Genomic DNA, 23,465 nt, shown 5'->3' on the forward strand with positions numbered 1-23,465 from the left:
TTCAGCGCAAGCGCGATCTCAGAGCGAGACCACGCCCGCCTGACCGTCTTCGTCGGCCCAGGCGACGCGGGCCGCGCCCGAGCTCATGGCCAGGGCGACGATGGGCGCGCCCTTGTCCTTCTTGATGAAGTCCAGCCCCTGCCCCGCCGGATCGGCCCACCAGACGCGGCCGTCCTCCAGCCCTGCCGCCAGACGACCGTGCGCCGGCGCGGCGGCGACCTGGGCGATCAGGGTGGACTCGTCGAAGCCGATCTCGGTCGCCTCGCGGCCCATCGGACCATTGGCGCCGATGAAGGGCCACAGCACTACGCCCTGGGCGCCGGCGGTGGCCAGCAGTTGGCCCTTGGCCAGGAAGGCGAAGCTCTTGATCTTGGACGGATAGCCGCCCATCCGCATGTTCTTCTGATCCTTCAGGCGCCAGCCGTGCATCTGGTTGTCTTGCATGGCGGTGACGACGAAGGCGCCGTCGGGCGAGAAGCCGACCATCAGGTGCGAGCCCGCCCAGGCCATCTTGACCGGCTGCTGCTGCTCGATGCGCGCATACCACAGCCAGGCCCCGCCATAGGTCGAGGTGGCGATGCGGCGCCCCTTGGGATCGAAGGCCACGCCCGAAACCGTGCGTTCGTGCTGGAAGTCGCGGCGGAAGGCCACGTCCTTGCTGTCGATCACCGACAGGGTGCGCCCCGCCGAAAAGGCGATCAGGCCGCTCTCGGCCGAGGCGTCGATGGAATCGATCCACTGTCCTTTCGATGTGGCCAGGACGACGCTCTCGCCCTCGCGGCTCCACACCACCTTGCCGTCGTCGCCGCCGGTGACCACGCCCTCGCCCGAAGGATGGACGACGGCGCACAGGACCGCCCCGTCATGGACCTCGCTGCGGGCGCCGTTCTCGAAGCGCACCGAGCCGTCGCCCAGGGCGAAGATGGCGCCCGTCTTGTCGAACAGGGCGGCGGTGACCTGGGCGTCGAAGGAGAAGGTCGGCATGTCGGCTCACGCAAGGCAGAGAAAGTCAGACGCGCCTCATAGCCTTCCGCGTCGCGTCTGTCGCGCCGCACGCCGACATGAGCCTATAGAGACCGTCATGACCCTGCTGCTCATTCCCGGCTTCATGGCTGACGCCACCCTGTGGGACGCCATGACGGACAATCTGGCCCCGTTCGGGCCTCTGGTCGCTGTCGACCTCAGCCGGGGCGAGGACATCGAGACCATGGCCGCCGCCATCCTGAGCGATGCGCCGGACCGCTTCGTCGCGGTGGGCTTTTCGATGGGCGGCTATGTGGCGCGCGAACTGGCGCGGATCGCGCCGGAACGGGTCACGGCCCTGATCCTGATCGCCACCTCGGCGCGCGGCGACACCGAGGAACTGATCCGCCAACGCCGTTCGGCGCTCAAGGCCGCCCCCCGGGCGTTCAAGGGCCTGAGCCGTCCGGCCATCGTCTCGTCCCTGCATCCCGATCTGGCCGGGGACGAAGCAATGATCGCGCGGGTGCGCGACATGGGCCTGCGACTGGGCGGCGAAGTCTTCCATCGCCAGTCGGCCATGGCGCGGGCCGGCGACCTGGACCGTCTGGGCGAGATCCGTCAGCCGACCCTGATCGTGACGGCGGACGCCGACCGCCTGCGCGGAAGGGATGAGGCCGAGGAACTGCATCGCGGGATCGCGGGCTCGACGCTGGTTCACGTCGCGCACAGCGGGCACATGATCCCGCTGGAGCAGCCGACGGCGCTGGCGAAGGTGATGACGGACTGGCTGAAAACCCTCTCCCATTGGGAGAGGGCTTGAGCGCGCGGCGGCGATGCCGTCGCCCTTGCGCGAAAGGGTGAGGGTTGGCGGCCGAAATCGGCCGAAGGCCGTGGCGGGACGGCTCACGCCGACGGAAAGCGTGAACCCTCACCCTTTCGCCTTCGCCAATCGCTTCGCTCTTGGAGGCTCAAGCCCTCTCCCAATGGGAGAGGGTTGGCGACTTACTTATGCGTCTCGACCCAGCGCTGGGTCATCAGAGCGCCCGAGGCGTAGGCCTCCTGCAGTTCCACGTTCCAGTAGTTGAGCATGTCCAGCGGAATGGCCGCGCCCGAGACGGCGCAGACGACGTGGTCGCCGCCCTTGACGATCTCGAACTCGGGCGTGCCGTAGATCAGCTTGGCCTCGACCCGCGCGCGAGGGGGCGGGTTCATGCCGCGCAAGCCTCGAACCCGGCCTTCAAGGCGGCTTCGTCCAGATCGCGGCCGATGAAGACGGCGCGGCTCCAGCGACGCTCCTTGTCGCCCCAGGGCTGCTGCAGGTCGCCTTCCAGAATCATGTGCACGGCCTGGAAGACCAGGCGGCGATCCTCGCCGTCCACGTCGATGATGCCCTTGGCGCGCAGGATGTTCTGACCCTGCTCGCCCAGCAGCCTGTCCAGCCAGGCGGTGAACTTCGCCCCGTTCAGCGGGCGGTCCAGCGTCAGCGAGATGCCCTTGATGTCGTCGTTATGGGCGTGCCCGCGCGGGCCATGCGCGTGGTCATGGTCGTGATGATCATGGTCGTGGCCACAATGCTCGTCATGAACATGGTCATGCCCATGATCATGGCCGCAGTGTTCGTCGTGGACGTGGCCCTCGGCGCCGTGGGGCGGGTTCACGAAGTCCGGCTTGACCTCAAGGATCCGGTCCAGATCGAAGGCGTGCAGGCCCAGCACCTGATCCAGCGGCACGTTCGAGCGCTCGGCGCGAACGATGGGGGCCAGGGGGTTCAGCGCGCGCAGGCGGGCCTCGACCTCGGCCAGAGCGGCCTCGTCCACCAGGTCGATCTTGTTCAGGATGATGCGGTCCGCGAAGGCGACCTGCTCGCGCGCCTCTTTGGAGTCGTCCAGACGCGCCATGACGTGTTTGGCGTCGACCAGGGCGGTGACGCTGTCCAGCTGGGTCTTGGCCTTGACCTCATCGTCGACGAAGAAGGTCTGGGCCACCGGGCCGGGGTCAGCCAGGCCGGTGGTCTCGACGATGATGGCGTCGAAGGCCGGTTTGCCGGGACGTTGCCGCTTCATCAGGCCGTTGACCACGCGGATCAAGTCGCCGCGCACCGTGCAGCAGACGCAGCCGTTGTTCATCTCGAACACGTCCTCGTCAGCGCCGACCACCAGGTCGTTGTCGATGCCGATCTCGCCGAACTCATTGACGATGACGGCGTAGCGCTTGCCGTGGTCCTCGGTGAGGATGCGGTTCAGCAGGGTGGTCTTGCCGGCGCCGAGGTAGCCGGTGAGGACGGTGACGGGAGTCTTCTGGGTCATGGGCGGCTAGATGGCGGCTGAAGGGCCGGAAGGGAAGAGGCGCCGGGCGCTTAACAGGTCGGACAATCCGGCAGGGCGCCGCTTTCCAGCTGGAAGGTGGTGTGGCTGACGCCAAAACGGCCGCGGGCCACGCCTTGCGCCTCGGCCAGCAGGGCGTCCACGTCGGGTCGGTCGTGGACGAGATGCGCCGTCAGGGCCGTGTCCGTGGTCGACAGACCCCAGACGTGCAGATCGTGCACGGCGCTGACGCCCGGCAGGGCCAGGAAGGCCTCGCGGACCTGATCCACCTCGACCCCGTTCGGCGCGGCGTCGAGCGCCAGATTGACCGAGTCCTTCAGCAGACCCCAGGTGCCGATCATGATGACGGCCACGATGCCCAGGCTGACCAGGGCGTCGATCACGGCCCAGCCGGTCAGCAGGATGACGGCGCCCGCGACCACAACGCCCAGCGACACGGCGGCGTCGGCCATCATGTGCAGATAGGCGCCGCGAACGTTCAGATCCTTGTGCTGGTCCTTCATGAACAGCAGGGCCGTGCCCAGGTTGATGACGAAGCCGATGCCCGCCACCGCCATGATGACGCCGGACGCCACCGGGGCCGGCTCGGCCAGACGCCGAATGGCCTCGAAGGCGATGGCTCCGCAGGCGAAGATCAGCAGCAGCGCATTGCCCAGGGCCGCCAGCACGGTGGCCTTGCCGTATCCATAGGTGCGCTTGGGTCCCGCCGCGCGGCGCGCCAGCCAGGCTGCGCCGCCGGCCATGGCCAGACCCAGGACATCGGACAGGTTGTGGCCCGCATCGGCCATCAGGGCGGTGGAATCAGCCCAGATTCCGGCTCCGAACTCGCAGGCCACAAAGGCCAGATTGACGATCAGGCCAACGGCGTAGCGCCAGTCGCCGGTGTCCACCGGCCCATGATGGTGCCCGCCGATACCGTGTGAATGACCATGATCGTGCCCATGGCTGTGGCCGTGCGCGTGGCCGTGACCCGCATGCGCGTGGTCTTCATGGTCATGGTCGTGTGCGTGATCGTGCGCCATGCACCCCCTCTAGGCCCGCCCACTGCGCCTCGTCAACGAAACTGAACGCAAGTCATTGAATGTAAATATATAACCTATCAGCTACTCAGTGCTGATGGGTCATCACCAGGAAGCCGATCAGGATCAGGGCCACGCCCAGAATGGCCCCTTCATAGCGCGCCCAGCGTTCCAGCCGCAGGATGGAATAGCCGGCGCTGGCGAGCGCCGCCAAAAGGGTCATGCCCAGCACCGTCCCCGCGGCGAAGCTGAGCGTCAGCAAGGCCAGGGCCATGACGCCCTCTGTCGCCGACGACAGATAGATAGGCAGCAGGACCTCGCCCGGCGTCACCGCCATCATCAGCACCAGGCCCCAGAAGGCGGCGCGGTCCGACACGGCGGGCTCGGGAACCTCGGCCTCAGGTCCTGTCGCCGTGATCGGCTTCTGCAAGGAGGCCCGCGCCAGATAGAAGGCGCCGAAGATAAAGAGCAGGGCCGCCGACAGGTGGGGCAGCAGCCCCCCGATCCAGGCGTTCAGCGCCAGACCCGCAGCCACGATCAGCGACCCGACCAAGGCGGTGGAGGCGATGTGGGCCAGGCCCGCCGTCACCGCCACCGTCATGACCCGCATCAGGCTCCAACGCTGCGCCCGGCCCACCAGGACAAAGGGCAGCCAGTGGGTCGGCAGGGCCGCATGCAGGAAGGCCGCGACGAATCCTCCGCCCAGAAGCGATATCAGAACAGGCTGCTGGAGATCGGGCGGCGACATTCCGGCCGCTATATCGTGTTACTTTGTAACGGTCGATACCCTTTTCGCTATCGATAGAGGCTGGCGCGATCCAGCGGCAGCCCCGATGGCCCTGCCCGACGCTTCTGAGCTACGGTCTGATAGACCTGCACCGCGCCTCGCTCGAAACCTTTGGCGAACAAGGCGAAATAGATGAGCCACAGCCGCGTGCGCGCCTCCCCCGCCAGACGGTAGGCGTCCTCGCGACGCTCATACAGACGCCGCGTCCATTCACGCAGCGACAGTTCGAAGTGTTCGCGCATGTCCTCGACGTCCAGGGTCTCGAAGCCCAGACGCCCCAGGTTGGTGACGGTCATGCCGATCGTGTCCAGTTCGCCGCCAGGGAAGATGAAGCGGGTGATGACCCTGGTGGTCGGCGTGGGTCGCAGTTCGCCCTTGCCGCCGCGCCGTACCGACGCCTGATGGAAATAGAGCCCCCCCGGCTTCAACAGACTCCGCATCTGCTCGAAATGCCGTTCGTGGTTGGCGAAACCGGCATGCTCGAACATCTCGACCTGGGCGATGGCGTCATAGGCGCCGCGCTCATCGACCTCGCGATAATCCTTCAGCTCCAGCGTCACCCTGTCCGCCAGGCCGAGTCGTTCGACCTTGGCGCGGGCGAAATCGAGCTGAGCCTGGCTGAGCGTCACGCCGTGAACATGGACGCCATACTTGCTGGCCGCCCAGCAAGACAGCCCGCCCCAGCCGCAGCCGACGTCGAGCATGCGCTGACCGGGCTTCAGCCGCAGCTTGCGACAGATACGGTCCAGCTTCTCCTGCTGGGCCGCCTCCAGCGTCGCATCGTGGCTGGTGAAGTAGGCGCTGGAATAGACCATCTCCGGATCGAGGAAGAGGCCATAGAAGTCATTGCCGACATCATAGTGGAACTGGATGAAGTCCTGGTCCCGCCGACCGTTGCGGTCACGCCCCACGCCGTCATCGCCCGTGGCGTCCCACGCCGGCAGCCGCTCCGCTCCGCCCTCGCCTCGCCCGAACAGGAAGGGCACGGCTTCCCGCAGGACGAGCCCGCGATCCAGCGACCGCTTGAGATGAACCGCCCGACCATGATCCCAGCGATCCGCCGCCTCCAGCGGGCTGCCGCCCTCGATCCGGACGTCGCCCGAGGCGAACAGTTCGAAAAGCGTCATCAGACTGGGCTTGAGAATGATCCGGCGCACCGCGCTCGGCCGCGCGACCACAATCTGGATATCCTCGCGGGCGCCCGGCCCCAGAGGAAGGACCTCGCCATTCCAAAGCCGAAGCGACAGATCCGCCTTGAGATGCTCCGCCACATGACCGACGATGCGACGTGCGGCGACGATGCGCCTGTCTGCGGATTGTTCCATTTCGAGTCCCCTCCTGAACCGTGTTCGCCAATTGCACGGAAGACAGGCCCGGGATAGCTTGTCCGAGGTTTTCAGCCTGCGGACGGGGTTTTCACCCCCGGCACGTTGACTCTGGCGCGCCCTTCCGTATATGTCGCCGCTCTTCGCCCGCAGGGTCTCCTAGCGGGCGCATTCTTTTTTGCGTTCACGCTGAGGCTTCCAAATGTACGCGGTGATCAAGACCGGCGGAAAGCAGTACCGGGTTCAACCGGGCGATGTGATTGTTGTCGAGAAACTCGACGGCGACGCTGGCGCTGCCGTCAATTTCGGTGAAGTCCTCATGCTGGGCGGCGACAAGGGTGTTACGGTCGGCGCTCCGCTGGTCGACGGCGCCGCTGTCGCAGCCACGCTGATCGAGACCCGCAAGGGCGAGAAGATCAAGATCTTCAAGAAGATCCGTCGCCAAGGCTACCGCCGCACGAACGGCCACCGCCAGATGGAATCGGTCCTGCGCATCACCGGCATCGAAGGCGCCGGCGAGAAGGCCAAGTGGGACGGCAAGGTCGAACTGATCACCAAGGCTGAGATCAACGCTCGCGCCCGTGGCCTGGCCCCGCGCGTTGAAGCTGTCGAAGCCGAGGCTCCGAAGGCCAAGAAGGCCCCCGCCAAGAAAGCCGCCAAGGCTGAAGGCGCCGAAGCCTAAGATATTCACCGGCGCTGTCGCAGCGCCTAGCAGGACGAAGGTCGCGCTCAAGCAGCCCGCAAGGGCGGTAGCGCACCAAGGAAGAGGAGCAGCAAGATGGCTCACAAGAAATCCGGTGGTTCGTCGCGTAACGGTCGCGACTCCGAGTCGAAGCGCCTTGGCGTGAAGAAGTACGGCGGCGAGAAGGTTCTGGCCGGCAACATCCTCGTGCGTCAGCGCGGCACCACCTTCCACCCGGGCGACAACGTCGGCCTGGGCCGCGACCACACCCTGTTCGCCACCGTGAACGGCTCGGTGAAATTCACCACCAAACGTGGCGGTCGTTGTTACGTGTCGATTCTCGCGGCCAACGACGACGCTCAGGCCATGGCCGCCGAGTAACGCGAACTGGACAAAATCCGGGATCGCGTTGCTCAAGAAGCCGCGATCCGGACCAGGGAAATTTTCCGCGGGGAGTCTGGATCACCAGGCTCCCCGTTTGCGTTTCCCCGCCTCGCTGACCGCCCGAGCCCTGATGAACAAGGACGGCGGTCGCACCAAAGGGGCGTGACCCATGTGCGTGATTGAAACCTCTCCCGTCGTCGAAACCCGGCGCCTCATCCTGCGTGCGCCCGGCGCCCAGGACGTGACCCGCATCGCCGCCCTGGCCAACGACCGCGACATCGCGCGCATGACCAAGCGCATGCCCCATCCCTTCCAGGTGCAGGACGCCGAGGACTTCGTCCTGCACGTCGCCGCCCAGGACCCGAAGCGGGCCAACACCTTCGTCATCGAGCACGAGGACCTGGGGCCGGTCGGCGTCATCGGCCTGTTCGAGGGCGAGGACGCCGTGCCCGAGGCCGGCTACTGGATCGGCCGTGAATTCTGGGGCCGGGGCTTTGCAACCGAAGCCCTGGAAGGCGCCCTGGTCTGGGCGTCCAAGCGCTGGAAGCGCCGCGCCCTCGTGGCCGGTCACTTCGCCGACAATCCCGCCTCGGGCCGCGTGCTGGAGAAGGCCGGCTTCCTCTACACGGGTGAAACCCGGCCCGCCTTCAGCCAGGCGCGCGGCGCGATCGCCGACACTCGGATGATGGTCTGGCTGGCCTGATAGAACGCTGATTTCACGGGAATTTCGGTCAACAGTGCAGTTTTTTCAGAGATCGGAAAAAAGGCTGTTGACCGCCCCGAAGGTCCCCCCTATTAGATCGCTCCTCGGCGGGGCGACCCACCGGGCCCAGATGGCGGAATTGGTAGACGCGCTGGCTTCAGGTGCCAGTGACTTAACGGTCGTGGAGGTTCGAGTCCTCTTCTGGGCACCATATTCTCAAACGGCGTCGCATCCCGAAGGATGCGGCGCCGTTTGTCATTTCGGCCCCCTGCTTCATCATCGATAACGGCGAAGGTCGGCGCTGCGTCCTAGCGATAGCGTGCGGTTCGTCTATGTTGTCGCCCTGAACGACCACCCGAGTTTCTGCCCATGACTGTTTACCTGCACGAAGGCGACCTGCCCGACGGCCTCGACCTCGGCCCCGAGGTCGCGATCGATTCCGAGACCATGGGCCTGCGCTTCCGTCGCGACCCGCTGTGCGTGGTGCAGCTGTCCTCGGGGAACGGCGACGCCCATGTCGTGCGCTTAAGCCGTCCCGACTACGACTGCCCCAACCTGAAGGCCCTGCTGGCCGATCCCAAGGTGCTGAAGCTGTTCCACTTCGGCCGTTTCGACATCGGCATGTTCGACCTGCACCTCGGCGTCGAGACCCGCCCGGTCTATTGCACCAAGATCGCTTCCAAGCTGGCCCGCACCTACACCGACCGTCACGGCCTGAAGGACGTGGCGCGCGAACTGGCCGGCGTGGACATGTCCAAGGCCCAGCAGAGCTCGGACTGGGGTTCCCCGGTCCTGTCGCAGGCCCAGTTGGACTACGCCGCCTCGGACGTCCTCTACCTGCACGCCATCAAGGCGAAACTGGACGTCATGCTGGAGCGCGAAGGCCGCGCCGAGCTGGCCCGCGCCTGCTTCGACTTCCTGCCCACGCGTTCGCGTCTCGACCTGGCCGGTTGGGACGAGATCGACATCTTCGCCCACGCCTGAGGACGAGCATGAGCGACCGCGACGCCCAGGAAGCGCGCAAGCGCGCCGACGAGGCCCGGGTCGCCCAGGCGGGCGAGCGCTGGCGCGCGCGCTCACGCCGGGTCAAGCTGTATCGCCGCGTCCTGCCCATCGTCATCCTGATGCTGGCGGGCGGGGCCCTGACCTGGACCGTGTTCCGCACGGTCATGTCGGGGGTCGAACGCAAGGCCAGCGAAAGCCGCGAAATCCGCCTGGACAACCCCATGTTCCACGGCCAGGACGCCCAGGGTCGTTCCTTCGTCATCGGCGCCAAGGGCGCGATCCGCGACCCGGCGACGGGCCATTTCCGACTGGTCGGCCCCCTGCTCCGCCTGAACCTGGGCGGCCGCAAGACCACAGAGCTGACGGCGGACGGCGGCACCTATATCGAAGCCAGCCGCAAGGTGGTGATCGGCCCGAACGTCAAGATCTCCGACGGCGGCTCCGGCTTCGTCCTGACCACGCCCGAGGCCGTGGTCGACACCAACACCGGCGTGGTGACCGGCGACAAGGGCGTTCAGGGGCAAGGCCCTCTTGGAACCATAAACGCTTCGTCCTATGCCATCCATGATCAGGGCCAACGGGTCGTCTTCAGCGGCCAGGGCGACAACAAGATGAGCGGGACCATCAACCCCGCAGGATCCGACAGATGACCATGTCCAAGTCGAACACCATGATCGCAGGCGCCGCCCTGCTGCTGGCCCTGACGGTCCCGGCTTCATCGGGAGCGCAAAGCCGCGCTGACGCCTCGAAGCAACCGGTCCAGTACGGGGCCGACGGCGGCGAATACACGCCCAACGGCTTCGCCCTGCGCGGCCGGGCCGAATTGACGCAAGGCGGCAATCGCCTGCGCGCCGACGCGATCACGGGGGTCACGGCCAATGGCGAGCTGAACCGGGTCGAGGCGACGGGCAATGTCTACTTCGTCACTCCGGACCAGAGCATGCGCGGCGATCGCGCCGTCTACACCCTGGGCAACGCCGAGGTGGTGGTCACGGGCGACGTCATCCTGACCCAGGGCAAGAACGTCCTGACCGGCAACCGCCTCGTCTATAACGTCCGCACCGAGAGCGCCCGGATGGAAGGCGGCAATGGCCGCGTCCAGGGCGTCTTCTATCCTCAAGGGAACTGACCCCGCTTGGCGCGCAAGGAACTTTCAGCCCTCAACCTTGATCAGACGGCCGTCGAGGACACGCCGCCCGTCGAGGTCGCGCGCCAGACCGGCCTGCGCGTCGAGCACATCGCGCGCAGCTTCGGCCAACGCCAGGTGGTCAAGGACGTGTCCCTGACCGTCCAGCGCGGAGAGGTCTGCGGCTTGCTGGGTCCCAACGGGGCGGGCAAGACCACCTGCTTCTACATGATCACCGGCCTGATTCCGGCCGACAGCGGCTCGATCTGGCTGGACGGCGAGGAGATCACCCAGCAGCCCATGTACCAGCGCGCGCGCATGGGCCTGGGCTATCTGGCGCAGGAAGCCTCCATCTTCCGCGGCATGACGGTCGAGCAGAACATCAAGGCCGTGGTCGAACTGCGCGAAAAGACCGCCGCCGGCGTCCGCGACGAGACGACCCGCCTGCTGGAAGAGCTGCGCATCGACCACCTGCGCCACGCCCCGGCCACCGGCCTGTCCGGCGGCGAGCGTCGCCGTGTCGAGATCGCCCGCGCCCTGGCCGCCCGCCCCAGCTTCATGTTGCTGGACGAACCCTTCGCCGGCATCGACCCCCTGGCCATCGCCGACATCCGTCACGTGATCCGCTACCTGTCCAGCCAGGGCATCGGCGTGCTGATCACCGACCACAACGTCCGCGAGACCCTGGACATCATCGACCGCGTCTCGATCATCTCGGCCGGTTCGGTCCTGTTCGAGGGCACGGCGGACGAAGCCGTCCACGACGCCGAGGTGCGCCGCGTCTATCTGGGCGAGATGTACGCCTGACGCGTTGCGTCCCTCTGACGAACGCCCCGTTCGCCAGACGTTAAGGTCTCTGCCGCACGATCCCAGCAAGAACCGGGCCAATCGCGCCCGCCGGAGGGATTGAAACGCCGTGATCGGTCAGAGGCTGGAGGTCAGACAGGGTCAGGGGCTGGTCATCACGCCCCAGCTGCAGCAGGCGATCAAGCTGCTGCAACTGTCGAATCTCGAGCTGGAAGCCTTTGTCGAGGGCGAGCTGGAACGGAACCCCCTGCTGCAACGCGACGAGGGCGAACCGGGCGGAGACGCGCCTGCCGAGCCTGCCGAGGCCGCCGCCTCGGGCGACGCCGCGGAGCTGCAGTTCACCGAACCCTCCGGCGAGGCTGAACGCGCGATGGATGCGCGCACCGAGGACCTTTACGACGACGCACCCGGCGAACGCGACGCCGAGCGCAAGCGGGATGCGGGCGAAGCAGGCGAACAACCCGGCCTGTCCGACTGGTCCCGCGCGGGCGGCGGCGGGGGCCTGGACGGCGATGATGTGGAACGTCCCGACACCCGAGACCTGACCCTGTGGGAGCATCTGCAGGCCCAGGCCTCCTCGGCCGGCTTCAGCGCCGCAGACCACGCCATCGCCCTGACCCTGATCGACGCCACCGACGAGGGCGGCTATCTGCGCGGCGAACTTCAGGAGGTCGCCGACCGACTGGGCGTCGATCTGGAACGGATCGAGGCGGTCCTGGCCGTCTGCCACGGCTTCGAGCCGACGGGAGTCATGGCCCGCTCGGCGCCCGAGTGCCTGAAACTGCAGTTGATCGAACGCAATCGCTTCGATCCGGCGATGGAAGCCCTGCTGGACAATCTGGAGCTTCTGGCGCGCCGCGACCTGCCCGCCCTGCGCAAGGTTTGCGGCGTCGACGCCGACGACCTGAGCGACATGATCGCCGAGCTGAAGGCCCTGACGCCGCGCCCCGGCGCCGGCTTCGGCGGCGAGCCGGCCCAGACGGTCGTGCCCGACGTCCATGTCCGCCCCGATCCGGCCGGCGGCTGGCGCGTGGAACTGAACAGCGAGACCCTGCCCCGCCTGCTGATGGACAAGCGCTATCACGGCGTGGTCGCGGCGGGCGCGCGATCAGAGACCGAAAAGGCCTATGTCGCCGAATGCGCCGCCCAGGCCAGTTGGCTGGTCAAGTCCCTGGACCAGAGAGCCAAGACCATACTGAAGGTGGCGTCCGAAATCGTGCGCCAGCAGGACGCCTTCCTGGCCTTCGGCGTCGAGTTCCTGCGCCCCCTGAACCTGAAGACCGTGGCGGACGCCATCGGCATGCACGAATCGACCGTCAGCCGCGTCACCTCGAACAAATACGTGGCCACACCGCGCGGGGTCTTCGAGCTGAAATTCTTCTTCACCGCCGCGATTCAGTCGTCGGACGGCGGCGCGTCTCACTCGGCCGAAGCCGTCCGTCACCGGATCAAGGCGATGATCGACAACGAAGCCGTCGACGGCGACGTGCTGAGCGACGACCGGATCGTCGAAATCCTCAATGAAACCGGGATCGACATCGCGCGACGGACCGTGGCGAAATACCGGGAAGCCCTTAGAATTCCGTCCTCTGTTCAGCGCCGACGCCTGCTGAAGGCCGGTTGATCACGCTGCGGCGAAGCGTCACCACAAATCGGTGATCGGCGTTGACACCAAACGCGACCCGTCGCGTTCTATGCCTATGCAGATCCAAGTCAGCGGCAAGCAAGTGGATGTCGGCGAAGCGCTAAGCTCGCGCATCTCCCAGGAACTCGAAGAGGGAGTCGGCAAGTATTTCGCCCGTGGCGGCGAGAACGCCGAGGTCGTGGTGTCCAAGGACCGCCACGGCTTCCGTGTCGATTGCTGGGTTCGCCTGGCTTCGGGCCAGAGCCTGGTGACGACCGGTTTCGGCGGCGACGCCCAGGGCGCCTTCGCGGACAGCCTGGACAAGCTCGAGAAGCGCGTTCGTCGTTACAAGCGCCGCCTGAAGGATCACCACATCGGTCCCAAGGGCCTGTCGCCCGAGAAGACCGAGGACGCGGCGCGCGAGGTCGCCGCCCTCACCGTCTTCCGCAACCCCGACACGGTCGAGGACGATGCCTTTGGCGACGCCGGGGCCCCGGACGAGCCGCCGCCGGTCGGCATGGTCATCGCCGAAACCGAAGCGGAGATTCGCACCATCACTGTGGGGCGCGCCGTGCTGGAACTGGACATGACCGGCTATCCGCTGGTCATGTTCCGCAACGCCGCCCACGGCGGCCTGTCCGTGGTCTATCGGCGGCCCGACGGCAATGTCGGCTGGATCGATCCGGAACGGACGCTCAAGACGACAAACGGGGCCAAGTCCTAAGACTTCCCCGCGGGGGGCGAAGGCGCTAGAAGACGCCTCGCCCTTCCGCAATGTCGGGTACCAAGGTTCGGGGTGATTATGGACATCGCTGATTTGCTGTCGTCGGACGGAATCGTCCTGCGGGGCGCTGTTTCATCCAAACGTCAGGCGCTGCACACCGTGGCCGAGGCCGCGGCGTCGGCTCTCGGGCTCGATGAGGATCGCGCTCTTGAAGCCCTTCTGGAACGTGAGGCTCTGGGGTCCACCGGACTGGGTTCGGGCGTCGCGGTTCCGCACGCCCGGATCAAGGGCCTGGATCGGGTTTGCGCCGTCTTCGTTCGCCTGGAATCGCCCGTGGCCTATGAGTCGCTGGACGACCGCCCGGTTGATCTGATGTTCGCTCTGTTCGCCCCGCTGAACGCAGGCGCCGAACACCTGCGCGCCCTGGCCGCCGTTTCGCGCGCCATGCGTTCGCCGGAACTGCGCGAGCACCTGCGTCAGGCGCGTACGGTCGATGCTGTTCGCGCCCTGTTCGTCAAGGACGCGCCGGCGACCGCCGCCTGAGACAGGGCGGTCCGGCGCGCCCGGTCACGGATCAATGAACCGAAACCGGCTCCAATTCATGAGCCGCGGCGGCGGCGAAAGCTGTTTCCCGATCCAGCATGACGGCCAGGCGTTCGCCATCGGCGCCATGGACGGCGTAGAGAATCTGATCGGGGTTGATGTCGATGCCCGAGCCGATCTCGACATGGGCGTCTTCCATCAGGTCCGAGGCGCGGATCGCGCGCACATAGACCAGGTCAGGCGCGCCCAGGCCCGCGAAATCCGTCTTGTTCATCATCGGCGTCATAAGACCGCCTCCTTACGCTTGACTGAACGCCCGGCAAGCCGGGCGGTTCGACGGCCGTGTTTCAGCCCGTCGTGATGGGAATGCGCCGGATCTGACGCTCTTGCTCCGGGCGGATCAGATCGACATGCAACAGGCCATGCTCCAACCGCGCCTCGGCGACTTCCAGGCCGTCCGCGAGCACGAAACTGCGGACAAATCCTCGCGCCGCGATGCCACGGTGCAGGAAGGCTTGCTCGCCCTTGCCGGTGTCGTCGCGCTTGCCCGCTATGGTCAGTTGGCGGCCTTCCAGGGTGATGGCCAGTTCCTCGGGCGCGAACCCGGCCACCGCCAGGCTGATGCGCACCGCCGCCTCGCCGCGCTGTTCCACATTATAGGGAGGGTAGCTTTCCGCCGCCGCCTTGGCCGCACGATCGATCAGGGCCCGAGTGTGGTCGAAGCCCAGCAGGAAGGGGCTGTCGAACAGGATGGTGCGTGTCGTCATCGGTCCTCGCAAACAAGCGACCCGACCGTCCGCGTCCTCCCTGAAGCGGCAAGGACGCGCGGTCGTTTGCAACAAATGGTTATAGGCGGCTGCGGGGTCAACCGCACCGCTGGCCGAGGCGAGCGTTCACGTGACATACAGGTTGGAACCTTCACTGTAGGGCCACGTTTTTCGGCCTGACCGTTCCACCGCAAGAGGACATCCCATGCGCGCCAAGCTCATCGTCGCCAGCGTCAGCATCGCCGCCATGCTCGGCGCCGCCGCCTGCACCACGACCGATCCCTACAGCTCGACCCCGAACCGCAACAACACCGGCACCGGCGCCATCGCCGGCGCCCTGGGCGGCGCCCTGCTGGGCTATCTGACCAACACCTCCAATGGCGAACAGGGTCGCAAGAACGCTCTGATCGGCGCCGGCATCGGCGCCCTGGCCGGCGCGGGCGTCGGCCAGTATATGGACCGTCAACAACGCGCGCTGGAGGCCGAACTGTCCGGCACCGGCGTCGGCGTGGCGCGTCAGGGCGACAACCTGGTTCTGCGCATGCCGTCCGACGTGACCTTCGCCACCAACCAGTCGAACCTCGACAGCCGCTTCCTGCCGGTCCTCGACGACGTGGCCCGCGTGCTTCAGGAGTATGATCGCTCGATGGTCGACGTCATCGGCCACACCGACTCGTCGGGCGGCGACGCCATCAACCAGCCGCTGTCGGAGCGCCGCGCTTCGTCGGTCGCCTCATACCTGATCGACCGCGGCGTCATCCGCGAACGCCTCTATGTCGCCGGCAACAGCTCGCGCAACCCGATCGCCGACAACACCACGGTCGACGGCAAGGCCAAGAACCGCCGCGTCGAGATCCTGATCCGTCCGTTCACGGGCTGATCCGGCGACATTGCCGAAACGACAAAGGGCGGCGCTTCGGCGCCGCCCTTCTTGCTTTCCGTCGCGCGACTAGCGGGCGCTGTCAGGCCGGCCGATGGAGGTGTAGCGGAAGCCACGCGCCTTCATGTCATCGGGGCGATAGACGTTGCGCAGATCGACCATGACCGGCTGCTTCAGCAGCAGCTTGACGCGGTCCAGGTCCAGGGCGCGGAACTGATCCCATTCGGTCAGGATGACCACCACGTCGGCGCCCTCGACCGCGTCATAGGGCCCCTCGCGGAAGATCACGCCGTCCAGCAGCTTGGCGGCTTCATGCATGCCTTCGGGATCGAAGGCCTGGACCGTCGCGCCCATGGCGATCAGAGCCGGAGCCACGTCCAGCGACGGGGCGTCGCGCATGTCGTCGGTGTTCGGCTTGAACGTCAGGCCCAGCAGGGCGACGGTCTTGCCCTTCAGGTCCGCGCCGCCCAGGGCGGCCGCGACGCGGTCGGCCATCGCCTTCTTGCGCGCATCATTGACCTCGACCGTGGTCTCGATCAGGCGCAGGGGCGAACCGGCGTCGGTCGCAGTTCTCACCAGGGCCAGGGTGTCCTTGGGGAAGCAGGAACCGCCATAGCCCGGTCCGGCGTGCAGGAACTTGCCTCCGATCCGGTTGTCCAGGCCAATGCCGCGGGCCACCTGCTGCACGTCGGCCCCCAGGCTCTCGCACAGGTCGGCCATCTCGTTGATGAAGGTGATCTTCAGCGCCAGGAAGGCGTTGGCGGCGTACTTGGTCAGTTCCGAGGTGCGACGGCCGGTGAACAGGATCGGCGTCTCGTTCAGGTTGAGGGGGCGATAGAGCTCGGCCATGACCGGACGCGCGCGCTCATCCTCGAGCCCGACCACGACACGATCAGGGCGCTTGAAATCGCCGATGGCGGCGCCTTCACGCAGGAATTCGGGGTTTGAGACCACAGCGAAATCGGCGTCAGGGCGGCGGGCGCGGATGATGCGCTCGATCTCGTCGCCGGTGCCGACCGGGACCGTCGACTTGGTCACCACCACGGTGAAGCCCTCGATCAGGTCGGCGATCTCTTCGGCGGCGGCATAGACATAGGACAGGTCGGCATGACCATCGCCGCGGCGCGAGGGCGTGCCCACGGCGATGAAGACGGCGTCGGCCGAGCGGATCGCCTCGGCGCCGTCCAGGGCGAAGGACAGGCGGCCGTCGCGCACATTGGCCGCGACCAGATCCTCAAGGCCCGGCTCATAGATCGGCATCCGCCCGGCGTTCAACTGGTCGATCTTGGCGACGTCCTTGTCGACGCAGGTCACGACGTGGCCGAAGTCGGCGAAACAGGCCCCTGAAACAAGCCCGACGTAGCCGGTGCCGATCATTGCCACGCGCATGCGCTCATCCTCTTGATGCAGTCAGGCCGAGATAACGTCCAAGCATGACATTCGCCAGTCAACCGGTCGCCCCCGGGCAAAGAAAAAGGGCGGCCGACCCGAATGGATCGACCGCCCTCAATCTTATCGACCATCGAGGTCATCGGGACCGGTTTTGGCCGGTCCCTCAGAGCCTTAGAAGTTGATGTCGATGGTGGCGCGACGGTTGAGCGGCTCGCGCACGCCGTCGGCCGTCGGCTTGGCCAGGTTGGTTTCACCCTTGCCGTCGAGGGCGATGACGCCGCCGTTGACGCCTTGGGCGACCAGGGCGTCGGCGACGGTGCGCGAACGACGGTTGGACAGACCCAGGTTGTAGGCCGGCGAACCCGAGGTGTCGGTGTAGCCGACGATCAGGACGCGGGTCGGAGCGCCCGACTTGGCGTAGTTGGCGGCCTGCGTGACCACCGAACGGGCCTCAGCCGTCAGGTCCGAGCGATCCCAGTCGAAGTAGACCACGAACTGACGCGCAGCCGGCTTGGCCGGAGGCGGCGGAGGCGGCGGCGGGGGCGGCGGGGGCGGCGGCGGGGGCGGCGGGGGCGGAGGCGGCGGCGGGGGAGCGACCGGCTCGGCGCCGAAGGCGTAACGCAGACCCAGGGTCACGGTGTGCGACTGGTCATAGTCGCCCGACCATTCGCCGAACGGAATGGCGCCCGTGCCGGCCACCGACGAATCAAACGCGGCGTCGCCGGTCAGATAGCGGTAGGTCAGGTCGATGTTGGCGCGGTCCGAAACGGCCCAGGCCAGACCCGCGATCGCCTGAGCGGCGAACTTGGTCGAGCTGTCGTCGGCGGTGAAGGTCACGCCCGGGGTGGCGCGCAGACGACCGACGGTGTCGGTGTTGACGCGGTTCACGCCGACGCCCAGGCCGACGAAGGGACGCAGGGTCCATTCCGGCGAGCCGAAGTCATAGATGACGTTGGCCATCAGGGTGGTCGACTCGATGTCGCCTTCCGGCGAGTGGCAAGGACCGGTGGCCGGCGTCAGGTTGCACAGGCCCTGCGTGCCCGAAACGGCGCGCACGGTGCCGATGTCGCCCGAGCGGTAACCGCCCTCGAGCTCAACGCGCCAGTTCGGGTTGAAGCGGTAGCCGAGGCGAGCGAAAGCCGCCCAGCCGTCGTTCACTTCCCAGTTCCAGTTCGCGCCGGTCGTGGACGATTCAGCGTTGATGTCGTCGATGATGTGGTAACCGGCGTCAATCGCGCCGTACCAACCATCCGGCTCAGCCGACGCGGCGCCCGCCGACAGGGCCAGAGCCGCCGCCGCGCTGGATGCCAGGATCAAACTCTTGACGCGCATATAAGCGGCCCTCCGAGATCAGTTATGCGAAGACGACAGAGATGTCGCCTATCCAACCCTTATCAGCGTTGCCGTGAGGGGTCGAGCCGCAAACGCCGCCAATACCAAGGGTTGCAACAACACCGTGGCCCCGAGGCTACACAAACTTAACCCGCAAGGCGTTTTTGTTAACCCAATGTCGCCCGGGGATCCCAATCCTCGCCAAGCAGATGAGAAAAGACGGCCAGCTCCGAGAAGGCTGAAACAACATGATACAGAGAACTGGCGGGCGCTTCTTCATCGACGAAACTGCCGTTCGGCAGCTTCTTGTCTCGCCAGAGACCATCCGGGGTCAAATATAACCACAAGGCCCTCAAGGCCGCCGAGGCGTCATTCATGTAGGCTGTACGAGCAGGCTCTGCGGCTTCTCCAGCCATGATCAACGCCGCCTTCAGCCATTCCGTCTGCGGCCAGAGACGAGCCTGGCTGACACGCACGGAACCATCGCCGTTCAGGGCGTCGATGGCGACGTCATGTCGCTGGCTGATGCCGTCACGACCCGAGACATAGAGACGGCGAGCGACCTCCATCTGCTCCTCGTCGGCACGAAGACGCGCATGGCGCGCCAGCAGCCAGGCCCATTCGAACTGGTGGCCCGGCTCGACCCGCTCGCCGCCTTCCAGTTTCCAGGTCTGGTCCAGCAGCTCACCCAACCGCCCCGTGGCCGGATCGATGAAGATCGTGCGCGCCAGATTGGCCACCCGATCCGCCAGAGCCGCCCATTCGGGATCATCGCTGACCTCTTCCCAGGCCAGGGCGGCCTCGAGAAGATGCATGTGGGCATTGGACTGGAACGGGAAGTCTCCCGCCTCATGGAACGCCCCGTTCTGAGCCGATCGGGTTTCCAGAGCGGCGCAGACGGCCGCACCGCGCGACACCGCCGCCGAGCGGTCCAGCGCCCCCGCCTTCAACGCCGTGGCCAGAGCCAGAAGGTAAAAGGCCTGATCATAGACCATGGCGGCCTCGTCCAGAGGGCGATCGTCCCCGTCCAGCAGGGTGCGCATCAACCCGTCCTCGCGCAGAAAATCCGTTTCCAGACTGGCGAGGCCCGACCGGACGGCGCGCGCCCACGGCCCCTGCCAGCCCAGCAGGCCAGCCTGGGCGTAGACATAGATCTGTCGTGCCTGGACCCGTGCGCGACGCGGCGCCGACGATCGCCGCCCGTCCAGAGCCAGACGCTCGACGAAGGCGCCGTCCTCGCGCTGTCCCAACGTCGACCAGATCGGCAAGGCCCGACGCTGCAGCCAGTCTCGAAGGCGCCTGGCGTCCGCGTCGATCGGCTCGTGCGCACGCCGGGCGAAGTCGGCGTGCTGAGGCGACGACAGCCGGATGCGCTCCACCACCTTCTTGACGTCCTGCGACCGGCTCAGATCACAGACCAGCACCGCATCGGGCTCGGCTATGATCGCCAGATTGCTGACGCCGACGGCGGCGATCAGCATGCCGTCGGCCGCCCGCGTCAGACAGCCGTCGACATCCTCAAGGATCAGTTCGCCCGCCTCGCCCTGCCCGCTGGCGGCGATGGCGTCCCAGGCGCCGAGATCCGACCAGTTGAAGTCCACCTCCAGAACCGACGCCAGGGACGTCTTCTCCATCAGGGCGTAATCGATGGAGACCTTGGGCGCCTGCCGGAAGGCTTCGCCCAGCACGCCGACGTTGCCGCGTCCCAGGGCGTTCATCGAGCGACGGACCGCGCTTTCGATCTCTGGCGCGTGCGCCTTCAGCTCCGCCAGCAGAACCCGGGAAGAAACGATGAAGTTGCCGCTGTTCCAGAGATAGCCGTCGCGAATGTATTGAAGCGCCCGTTCCGTATCCGGCTTCTCGACGAAGGCCGCGATGGGGGACAGGCCCCGGCCTGTCGGCGCGATGTAGCCATAGGCCGAAGAGGGCTCGTTCGGGGTGACGCCCAAGGTGACGATGCGGGCCTCGCGCGCGGCCTCGACCGCCTTGAGAACCGCCGCACGGAACCCGGCATGGTCCGGGATATGGTGATCGGAGGCGATGAAGGCGTTCACGCCCGCAGGATCGCGTCCATGGGTCCAGACCGCCGCAGCCGCCATGGCCGCCGCGGAATCGCGCGCCTCGGGCTCCAGCAGCACCTGGGCGTGAACATTGATCTGCTCCAGCTGGTCCAGAATCCACGCCTTGTGGTCCACGCCGCCGACCACGATGACGCATCCGCCATCGGTCGTCAGCGGGTTCGCCCGCAGCACCGCCTCCTGAAACAGCGAATGATCGCCGCCCAGGGACATGAATTGCTTGGGACGCGAAGGGCGCGAAACCGGCCAAAGACGCGTGCCGGCGCCGCCGCACATGATCACCGGATAGAGAGCCATGACGCTTGGATAACCGACTTCGTCGCGATTGAAAGGCCTGTTTTGGCGACAATCGCCGGGAGATTTCAAAACCCTGGACAGAGGTAGATCGTGACTCACGCCCCCTTCATCGCTATCGAGCGGCCATTATGAAAGAGACTGAACGGCAATCCGAGGAACGCAGCTGGGAAACGGCGAAGACGCTCGCCGAGGCCCTGCCCTATATCCAGGTTTATGACCGCGAGACCGTGGTCATCAAATACGGCGGCCACGCCATGGGCGAGAGCGCCGTGGCGAAACAGTTCGCCGCCGACGTGGTGCTGCTGAAACTGATGGGCGTGAACCCCGTGGTCGTCCACGGCGGCGGTCCGCAGATCAGCGCCATGCTGGACAAGGCGGGCGTCAAATCGGCCTTCGTCGACGGCCTGCGCGTGACGGACAAGGACACCATGCAGGTGGCCGAGATGGTCCTGTCCGGCGCCGTGAACAAAGAGATCGCCCACTGGATCACCGTCGCCGGCAAGGAAGCCGACGTGCGCGGCGTCGGCCTGTCGGGCAAGGACGCCGGCCTGCTGACGGTCGAGAAGACCAAACGCACCAAGCGCGACCCCGACAGCATGATCGAGCACGAAGTCGATCTGGGCTTCGTCGGCGAGCCGACCAAGGTCGATCCCAAGCTGATCAAGGGCCTGATCGCCTCGGAGACCGAGGACTGGGTGCCGGTCATCGCTCCTATCGGCGTGGCCGAGGACGGCATGACCTACAACGTCAACGCCGACACGGTGGCGGGCGCCGTCGCCGGGTCGCTGGGCGCCAAGCGAATGCTGCTGCTGACCGACGTGCCCGGCGTGAAGGGCGCGGACGGCGAGATCATCCGCCAGATGAACCTGGAAGAGGCGCAAGGCCTGATCGACACCGGCGTCGCCAACGGCGGCATGATCCCCAAGCTGGAGACGGCCATGGCCGCCGTCCGCGCGGGCGTCGAGGCCGTGGTCATTCTGGACGGCCGACGTCCCCACGCCATGCTGGTCGAGCTGTTCACCGAGTTCGGCGCCGGCACCCTGGTGAAGGCGAAGTGACGGCAGAGGCGACCGCATCGTCGCTGACCGCGGGCACCGAGATCGGCGCCGACCTGCGTCATGTCCGGTCCTGGGTGTTCGACCTCGACAACACCCTCTACCCGCCGGAGACCAAGTTCCTGCGGCAGGTCGAACAGCGCATCAACCACTATGTGGTGCGCACCTCGGGGCTGGAATCCGCCGAGGCCCTGGCGGTGCAGCGTGGCTATCTGCACGACTACGGCACCTCCCTTGCCGGTCTCATGATGCACTACGAGATCGACCCGCATGACTTCCTGGCCGAGGTCCACGACGTGCCGCTGGACGTGCTGACGCCCGATCCCGGTCTTCACGCGGCGCTGGAGCGCCTGAGCGGCCCCCGCCTCATCTTCACCAACGGCTCGATCGGCCACGCCCGGCGCGTGATGGAAAAGCTGGAGCTGACGCGCTTCTTCGACGGGGTCTTCGCCCTGGAAGACGCCGACCTGATCCCCAAGCCGGACCCGCGCACCTTCCAGAAGATGCTGGGCCGGTTCGGCGTCGATCCGACCACCGCCTGCTTCTTCGAGGACACGCCCAAGAACCTGGAGCCGGCGCACGCCATCGGCATGACCACGGTTCTGGTCGGCCCCAAGGCCTGCACGGCCGAGGGCGCGCACATCCAACACCGGGCCGCCAGCGTCGGCCCCTTCCTGACCACCGCCATGCTGGACGGAGATCCGCAATGACCGACCTGACCCATCTGGAATCCGTGATCGAGGCCGCCTGGGAAGCCCGCGCCGAGGTCTCGGCCGCCACGCGCGGCGAGGTGCGCGACGCCGTCGACACCGCCCTGGCCCTGCTGGATTCCGGTCAGGCCCGCGTCGCCTCGCGCGGCGAGGACGGTGTCTGGACCACGCACCAGTGGCTGAAGAAGGCGGTGCTGCTGTCCTTCCGTCTGAACGACAACGTCATCATGCGCGCGGGTCACGCCCCGACCCTGCCGCTGTCGGCGGATCACCCGGTCGCCGTCGGCCCCTTCTGGGACAAGGTGCCCAACAAGTTCGGCGACTGGAGCGCCGCCGACTATCAGGCGGCCGGCTTCCGTTCGGTGCCGGGCGCCGTCGTCCGCCGCGGCGCGCACGTGGCCAAGAACGTCGTGCTGATGCCCTCCTTCGTGAACATCGGCGCCTTCGTCGATGAGGGCTCGATGGTCGACGCCTGGGCCACGGTCGGCTCCTGCGCCCAGATCGGCAAGAACGTCCACCTGTCGGGCGGCGCCGGCATCGGCGGCGTGCTGGAGCCGCTGCAGGCCAACCCGACCATCATCGAGGACGGCTGCTTCATCGGCGCCCGCGCCGAGGTGGCCGAGGGCGTTATCGTCCGCGAAGGCGCGGTCCTGGCCATGGGCGTCTATCTGTCGGGTTCGACCAAGATCGTCGACCGCGCCACCGGCGAGATCTTCCGCGGCGAGGTTCCGGCCTATTCGGTCGTGGTGCCGGGCGCCCTGCCCGACCCGAACGGCGGCCCGAGCCTGTACTGCGCCGTCATCGTCAAGCGCGTCGACGCCCAGACCCGCGCCAAGACCGGGGTCAACGAACTGCTGCGCGACTAGGACGAATTTGCTCCGGCCACGCTCGAAAACAGGCTCGCCAAGGTCACGAAACATGGCCTAATGGCGCCCTGG

26 protein-coding genes and 1 tRNA gene are annotated in these 23,465 nt (G+C 66.8%); 16 read left to right on the forward strand and 11 right to left on the reverse strand.

Annotated elements, in window-relative coordinates; translation table 11 throughout:
* Window positions 1–18 precede the first annotated feature (18 nt).
* Window positions 19–984, reverse strand: coding sequence for a WD40 repeat domain-containing protein (locus ACZ5XO_RS13450; RefSeq protein ID WP_464162861.1), 966 nt, complete (start codon window positions 982–984; stop codon window positions 19–21).
* A 97-nt stretch (window positions 985–1,081) separates the two neighbouring features.
* On the opposite strand from ACZ5XO_RS13450, the gene ACZ5XO_RS13455 reads away from it, so the two are divergent.
* Window positions 1,082–1,783: an alpha/beta fold hydrolase gene (locus tag ACZ5XO_RS13455; protein WP_464162862.1), complete on the forward strand. Its 702-nt coding sequence runs from the start codon at window positions 1,082–1,084 to the stop codon at window positions 1,781–1,783.
* Window positions 1,784–1,965: 182 nt separating this feature from the next.
* Here ACZ5XO_RS13455 and ACZ5XO_RS13460 read toward each other — a convergent pair whose 3' ends face one another.
* The 5 genes from ACZ5XO_RS13460 to ACZ5XO_RS13480 form a co-directional block, all read right to left on the reverse strand.
* A complete protein-coding gene (locus ACZ5XO_RS13460; protein ID WP_464162863.1) occupies window positions 1,966–2,175 on the reverse strand; it encodes a DUF2093 domain-containing protein in 210 nt (69 codons plus the stop codon).
* Complete coding sequence (locus tag ACZ5XO_RS13465) at window positions 2,172–3,269, reverse strand: CobW family GTP-binding protein (protein ID WP_464162864.1); 1,098 nt, start codon at window positions 3,267–3,269, stop codon at window positions 2,172–2,174. The genes ACZ5XO_RS13460 and ACZ5XO_RS13465 overlap by 4 nt, the downstream gene beginning before the upstream one ends.
* A gap of 50 nt (window positions 3,270–3,319) precedes the next feature.
* Complete coding sequence (locus tag ACZ5XO_RS13470; RefSeq protein WP_464162866.1) at window positions 3,320–4,309, reverse strand: cation diffusion facilitator family transporter; 990 nt, start codon at window positions 4,307–4,309, stop codon at window positions 3,320–3,322.
* An 85-nt stretch (window positions 4,310–4,394) separates the two neighbouring features.
* Entirely contained in the window at window positions 4,395–5,054 is a 660-nt protein-coding gene (locus ACZ5XO_RS13475; protein ID WP_314431087.1) for a hypothetical protein, read from the reverse strand.
* 47 nt (window positions 5,055–5,101) lie between these two features.
* Entirely contained in the window at window positions 5,102–6,418 is a 1,317-nt protein-coding gene (locus ACZ5XO_RS13480) for a class I SAM-dependent methyltransferase (RefSeq protein ID WP_464162867.1), read from the reverse strand.
* Window positions 6,419–6,620: 202 nt separating this feature from the next.
* On the opposite strand from ACZ5XO_RS13480, the gene rplU reads away from it, so the two are divergent.
* The 11 genes from rplU to ACZ5XO_RS13535 all read left to right on the forward strand — a co-directional run bounded on the left by rplU (window position 6,621) and on the right by ACZ5XO_RS13535 (window position 14,016).
* Window positions 6,621–7,100 carry a 50S ribosomal protein L21 gene (rplU, locus tag ACZ5XO_RS13485; protein ID WP_464162868.1) on the forward strand — a complete coding sequence of 160 codons (480 nt, stop codon included), beginning with the start codon at window positions 6,621–6,623 and terminating at the stop codon, window positions 7,098–7,100.
* 96 nt (window positions 7,101–7,196) lie between these two features.
* Entirely contained in the window at window positions 7,197–7,481 is a 285-nt protein-coding gene (gene rpmA, locus ACZ5XO_RS13490; RefSeq protein WP_207823383.1) for a 50S ribosomal protein L27, read from the forward strand.
* A 172-nt stretch (window positions 7,482–7,653) separates the two neighbouring features.
* Entirely contained in the window at window positions 7,654–8,187 is a 534-nt protein-coding gene (locus tag ACZ5XO_RS13495) for a GNAT family N-acetyltransferase (RefSeq protein WP_464162869.1), read from the forward strand.
* 124 nt (window positions 8,188–8,311) lie between these two features.
* Window positions 8,312–8,398: transfer RNA gene (locus ACZ5XO_RS13500), tRNA-Leu, on the forward strand.
* A gap of 158 nt (window positions 8,399–8,556) precedes the next feature.
* Window positions 8,557–9,171, forward strand: coding sequence for a ribonuclease D (locus tag ACZ5XO_RS13505; RefSeq protein WP_400542033.1), 615 nt, complete (start codon window positions 8,557–8,559; stop codon window positions 9,169–9,171).
* Between the two features lie 8 nt (window positions 9,172–9,179).
* On the forward strand, window positions 9,180–9,842 hold the full coding sequence (gene lptC / locus ACZ5XO_RS13510; RefSeq protein ID WP_464162871.1) for an LPS export ABC transporter periplasmic protein LptC: 663 nt from the start codon (window positions 9,180–9,182) through the stop codon (window positions 9,840–9,842).
* Window positions 9,839–10,321 carry an LptA/OstA family protein gene (locus ACZ5XO_RS13515; protein ID WP_464162872.1) on the forward strand — a complete coding sequence of 161 codons (483 nt, stop codon included), beginning with the start codon at window positions 9,839–9,841 and terminating at the stop codon, window positions 10,319–10,321. The genes lptC and ACZ5XO_RS13515 overlap by 4 nt, the downstream gene beginning before the upstream one ends.
* Before the next feature lie 6 nt (window positions 10,322–10,327).
* A complete protein-coding gene (gene lptB / locus ACZ5XO_RS13520) occupies window positions 10,328–11,125 on the forward strand; it encodes an LPS export ABC transporter ATP-binding protein (RefSeq protein WP_464162873.1) in 798 nt (265 codons plus the stop codon).
* A 109-nt stretch (window positions 11,126–11,234) separates the two neighbouring features.
* Complete coding sequence (gene rpoN, locus ACZ5XO_RS13525) at window positions 11,235–12,749, forward strand: RNA polymerase factor sigma-54 (protein ID WP_464162874.1); 1,515 nt, start codon at window positions 11,235–11,237, stop codon at window positions 12,747–12,749.
* A gap of 76 nt (window positions 12,750–12,825) precedes the next feature.
* Entirely contained in the window at window positions 12,826–13,473 is a 648-nt protein-coding gene (gene hpf, locus ACZ5XO_RS13530; RefSeq protein WP_464162875.1) for a ribosome hibernation-promoting factor, HPF/YfiA family, read from the forward strand.
* 78 nt (window positions 13,474–13,551) lie between these two features.
* Window positions 13,552–14,016, forward strand: a complete 465-nt coding sequence (locus tag ACZ5XO_RS13535) for a PTS sugar transporter subunit IIA (protein ID WP_464162876.1) — start codon at window positions 13,552–13,554, stop codon at window positions 14,014–14,016.
* A gap of 31 nt (window positions 14,017–14,047) precedes the next feature.
* On the opposite strand, the gene ACZ5XO_RS13540 is transcribed toward ACZ5XO_RS13535, so the two are convergent.
* Window positions 14,048–14,302 (reverse strand): DUF1150 family protein, encoded by a 255-nt coding sequence (locus ACZ5XO_RS13540; protein ID WP_464162877.1) that lies wholly within the window; start codon window positions 14,300–14,302, stop codon window positions 14,048–14,050.
* A gap of 61 nt (window positions 14,303–14,363) precedes the next feature.
* Window positions 14,364–14,783: an Hsp20 family protein gene (locus ACZ5XO_RS13545; protein WP_464162878.1), complete on the reverse strand. Its 420-nt coding sequence runs from the start codon at window positions 14,781–14,783 to the stop codon at window positions 14,364–14,366.
* A gap of 205 nt (window positions 14,784–14,988) precedes the next feature.
* Here ACZ5XO_RS13545 and ACZ5XO_RS13550 point away from each other — a divergent pair, with 205 nt between their 5' ends.
* On the forward strand, window positions 14,989–15,663 hold the full coding sequence (locus ACZ5XO_RS13550; RefSeq protein WP_464162879.1) for a YiaD family glycine zipper/OmpA-like lipoprotein: 675 nt from the start codon (window positions 14,989–14,991) through the stop codon (window positions 15,661–15,663).
* 69 nt (window positions 15,664–15,732) lie between these two features.
* On the opposite strand, the gene ACZ5XO_RS13555 is transcribed toward ACZ5XO_RS13550, so the two are convergent.
* From ACZ5XO_RS13555 to ACZ5XO_RS13565, 3 genes are all read right to left on the reverse strand, one after another.
* A complete protein-coding gene (locus tag ACZ5XO_RS13555; protein ID WP_464162880.1) occupies window positions 15,733–17,052 on the reverse strand; it encodes a UDP-glucose dehydrogenase family protein in 1,320 nt (439 codons plus the stop codon).
* 174 nt (window positions 17,053–17,226) lie between these two features.
* Entirely contained in the window at window positions 17,227–18,387 is a 1,161-nt protein-coding gene (locus ACZ5XO_RS13560; protein WP_464162882.1) for an outer membrane beta-barrel protein, read from the reverse strand.
* A 167-nt stretch (window positions 18,388–18,554) separates the two neighbouring features.
* Window positions 18,555–20,762 (reverse strand): AGE family epimerase/isomerase, encoded by a 2,208-nt coding sequence (locus ACZ5XO_RS13565; RefSeq protein WP_464162883.1) that lies wholly within the window; start codon window positions 20,760–20,762, stop codon window positions 18,555–18,557.
* A gap of 128 nt (window positions 20,763–20,890) precedes the next feature.
* On the opposite strand from ACZ5XO_RS13565, the gene argB reads away from it, so the two are divergent.
* Genes argB through dapD form a run of 3 tightly spaced genes read left to right on the forward strand, consistent with a single transcriptional unit; the run spans window position 20,891 to window position 23,393 of the window.
* Complete coding sequence (gene argB / locus ACZ5XO_RS13570; RefSeq protein WP_313102387.1) at window positions 20,891–21,820, forward strand: acetylglutamate kinase; 930 nt, start codon at window positions 20,891–20,893, stop codon at window positions 21,818–21,820.
* Window positions 21,817–22,527: a pyrimidine 5'-nucleotidase gene (locus tag ACZ5XO_RS13575; RefSeq protein WP_464162885.1), complete on the forward strand. Its 711-nt coding sequence runs from the start codon at window positions 21,817–21,819 to the stop codon at window positions 22,525–22,527. Before argB ends, ACZ5XO_RS13575 begins: the two co-directional genes overlap by 4 nt.
* Window positions 22,524–23,393, forward strand: coding sequence for a 2,3,4,5-tetrahydropyridine-2,6-dicarboxylate N-succinyltransferase (gene dapD / locus ACZ5XO_RS13580; protein WP_464162886.1), 870 nt, complete (start codon window positions 22,524–22,526; stop codon window positions 23,391–23,393). The genes ACZ5XO_RS13575 and dapD overlap by 4 nt, the downstream gene beginning before the upstream one ends.
* Window positions 23,394–23,465 lie beyond the last annotated feature (72 nt).

The organism is Brevundimonas sp. T2-11 (assembly GCF_055397675.1).

Bases quoted from the DNA above. Each gene is read 5' to 3' on its own strand.
- ACZ5XO_RS13450 (WP_464162861.1), bottom strand. From the start codon at position 984: ATGCCGACCTTCTCCTTCGACGCCCAGGTCACCGCCGCCCTGTTCGAC.
- ACZ5XO_RS13455 (WP_464162862.1), top strand. From the start codon at position 1,082: ATGACCCTGCTGCTCATTCCCGGCTTCATGGCTGACGCCACCCTGTGG.
- ACZ5XO_RS13460 (WP_464162863.1), bottom strand. From the start codon at position 2,175: ATGAACCCGCCCCCTCGCGCGCGGGTCGAGGCCAAGCTGATCTACGGC.
- ACZ5XO_RS13465 (WP_464162864.1), bottom strand. From the start codon at position 3,269: ATGACCCAGAAGACTCCCGTCACCGTCCTCACCGGCTACCTCGGCGCC.
- ACZ5XO_RS13470 (WP_464162866.1), bottom strand. From the start codon at position 4,309: ATGGCGCACGATCACGCACACGACCATGACCATGAAGACCACGCGCAT.
- ACZ5XO_RS13475 (WP_314431087.1), bottom strand. From the start codon at position 5,054: ATGTCGCCGCCCGATCTCCAGCAGCCTGTTCTGATATCGCTTCTGGGC.
- ACZ5XO_RS13480 (WP_464162867.1), bottom strand. From the start codon at position 6,418: ATGGAACAATCCGCAGACAGGCGCATCGTCGCCGCACGTCGCATCGTC.
- rplU (WP_464162868.1), top strand. From the start codon at position 6,621: ATGTACGCGGTGATCAAGACCGGCGGAAAGCAGTACCGGGTTCAACCG.
- rpmA (WP_207823383.1), top strand. From the start codon at position 7,197: ATGGCTCACAAGAAATCCGGTGGTTCGTCGCGTAACGGTCGCGACTCC.
- ACZ5XO_RS13495 (WP_464162869.1), top strand. From the start codon at position 7,654: ATGTGCGTGATTGAAACCTCTCCCGTCGTCGAAACCCGGCGCCTCATC.
- ACZ5XO_RS13505 (WP_400542033.1), top strand. From the start codon at position 8,557: ATGACTGTTTACCTGCACGAAGGCGACCTGCCCGACGGCCTCGACCTC.
- lptC (WP_464162871.1), top strand. From the start codon at position 9,180: ATGAGCGACCGCGACGCCCAGGAAGCGCGCAAGCGCGCCGACGAGGCC.
- ACZ5XO_RS13515 (WP_464162872.1), top strand. From the start codon at position 9,839: ATGACCATGTCCAAGTCGAACACCATGATCGCAGGCGCCGCCCTGCTG.
- hpf (WP_464162875.1), top strand. From the start codon at position 12,826: ATGCAGATCCAAGTCAGCGGCAAGCAAGTGGATGTCGGCGAAGCGCTA.
- ACZ5XO_RS13535 (WP_464162876.1), top strand. From the start codon at position 13,552: ATGGACATCGCTGATTTGCTGTCGTCGGACGGAATCGTCCTGCGGGGC.
- ACZ5XO_RS13540 (WP_464162877.1), bottom strand. From the start codon at position 14,302: ATGACGCCGATGATGAACAAGACGGATTTCGCGGGCCTGGGCGCGCCT.
- ACZ5XO_RS13545 (WP_464162878.1), bottom strand. From the start codon at position 14,783: ATGACGACACGCACCATCCTGTTCGACAGCCCCTTCCTGCTGGGCTTC.
- ACZ5XO_RS13550 (WP_464162879.1), top strand. From the start codon at position 14,989: ATGCGCGCCAAGCTCATCGTCGCCAGCGTCAGCATCGCCGCCATGCTC.
- ACZ5XO_RS13555 (WP_464162880.1), bottom strand. From the start codon at position 17,052: ATGCGCGTGGCAATGATCGGCACCGGCTACGTCGGGCTTGTTTCAGGG.
- ACZ5XO_RS13560 (WP_464162882.1), bottom strand. From the start codon at position 18,387: ATGCGCGTCAAGAGTTTGATCCTGGCATCCAGCGCGGCGGCGGCTCTG.
- ACZ5XO_RS13565 (WP_464162883.1), bottom strand. From the start codon at position 20,762: ATGGCTCTCTATCCGGTGATCATGTGCGGCGGCGCCGGCACGCGTCTT.
- argB (WP_313102387.1), top strand. From the start codon at position 20,891: ATGAAAGAGACTGAACGGCAATCCGAGGAACGCAGCTGGGAAACGGCG.
- dapD (WP_464162886.1), top strand. From the start codon at position 22,524: ATGACCGACCTGACCCATCTGGAATCCGTGATCGAGGCCGCCTGGGAA.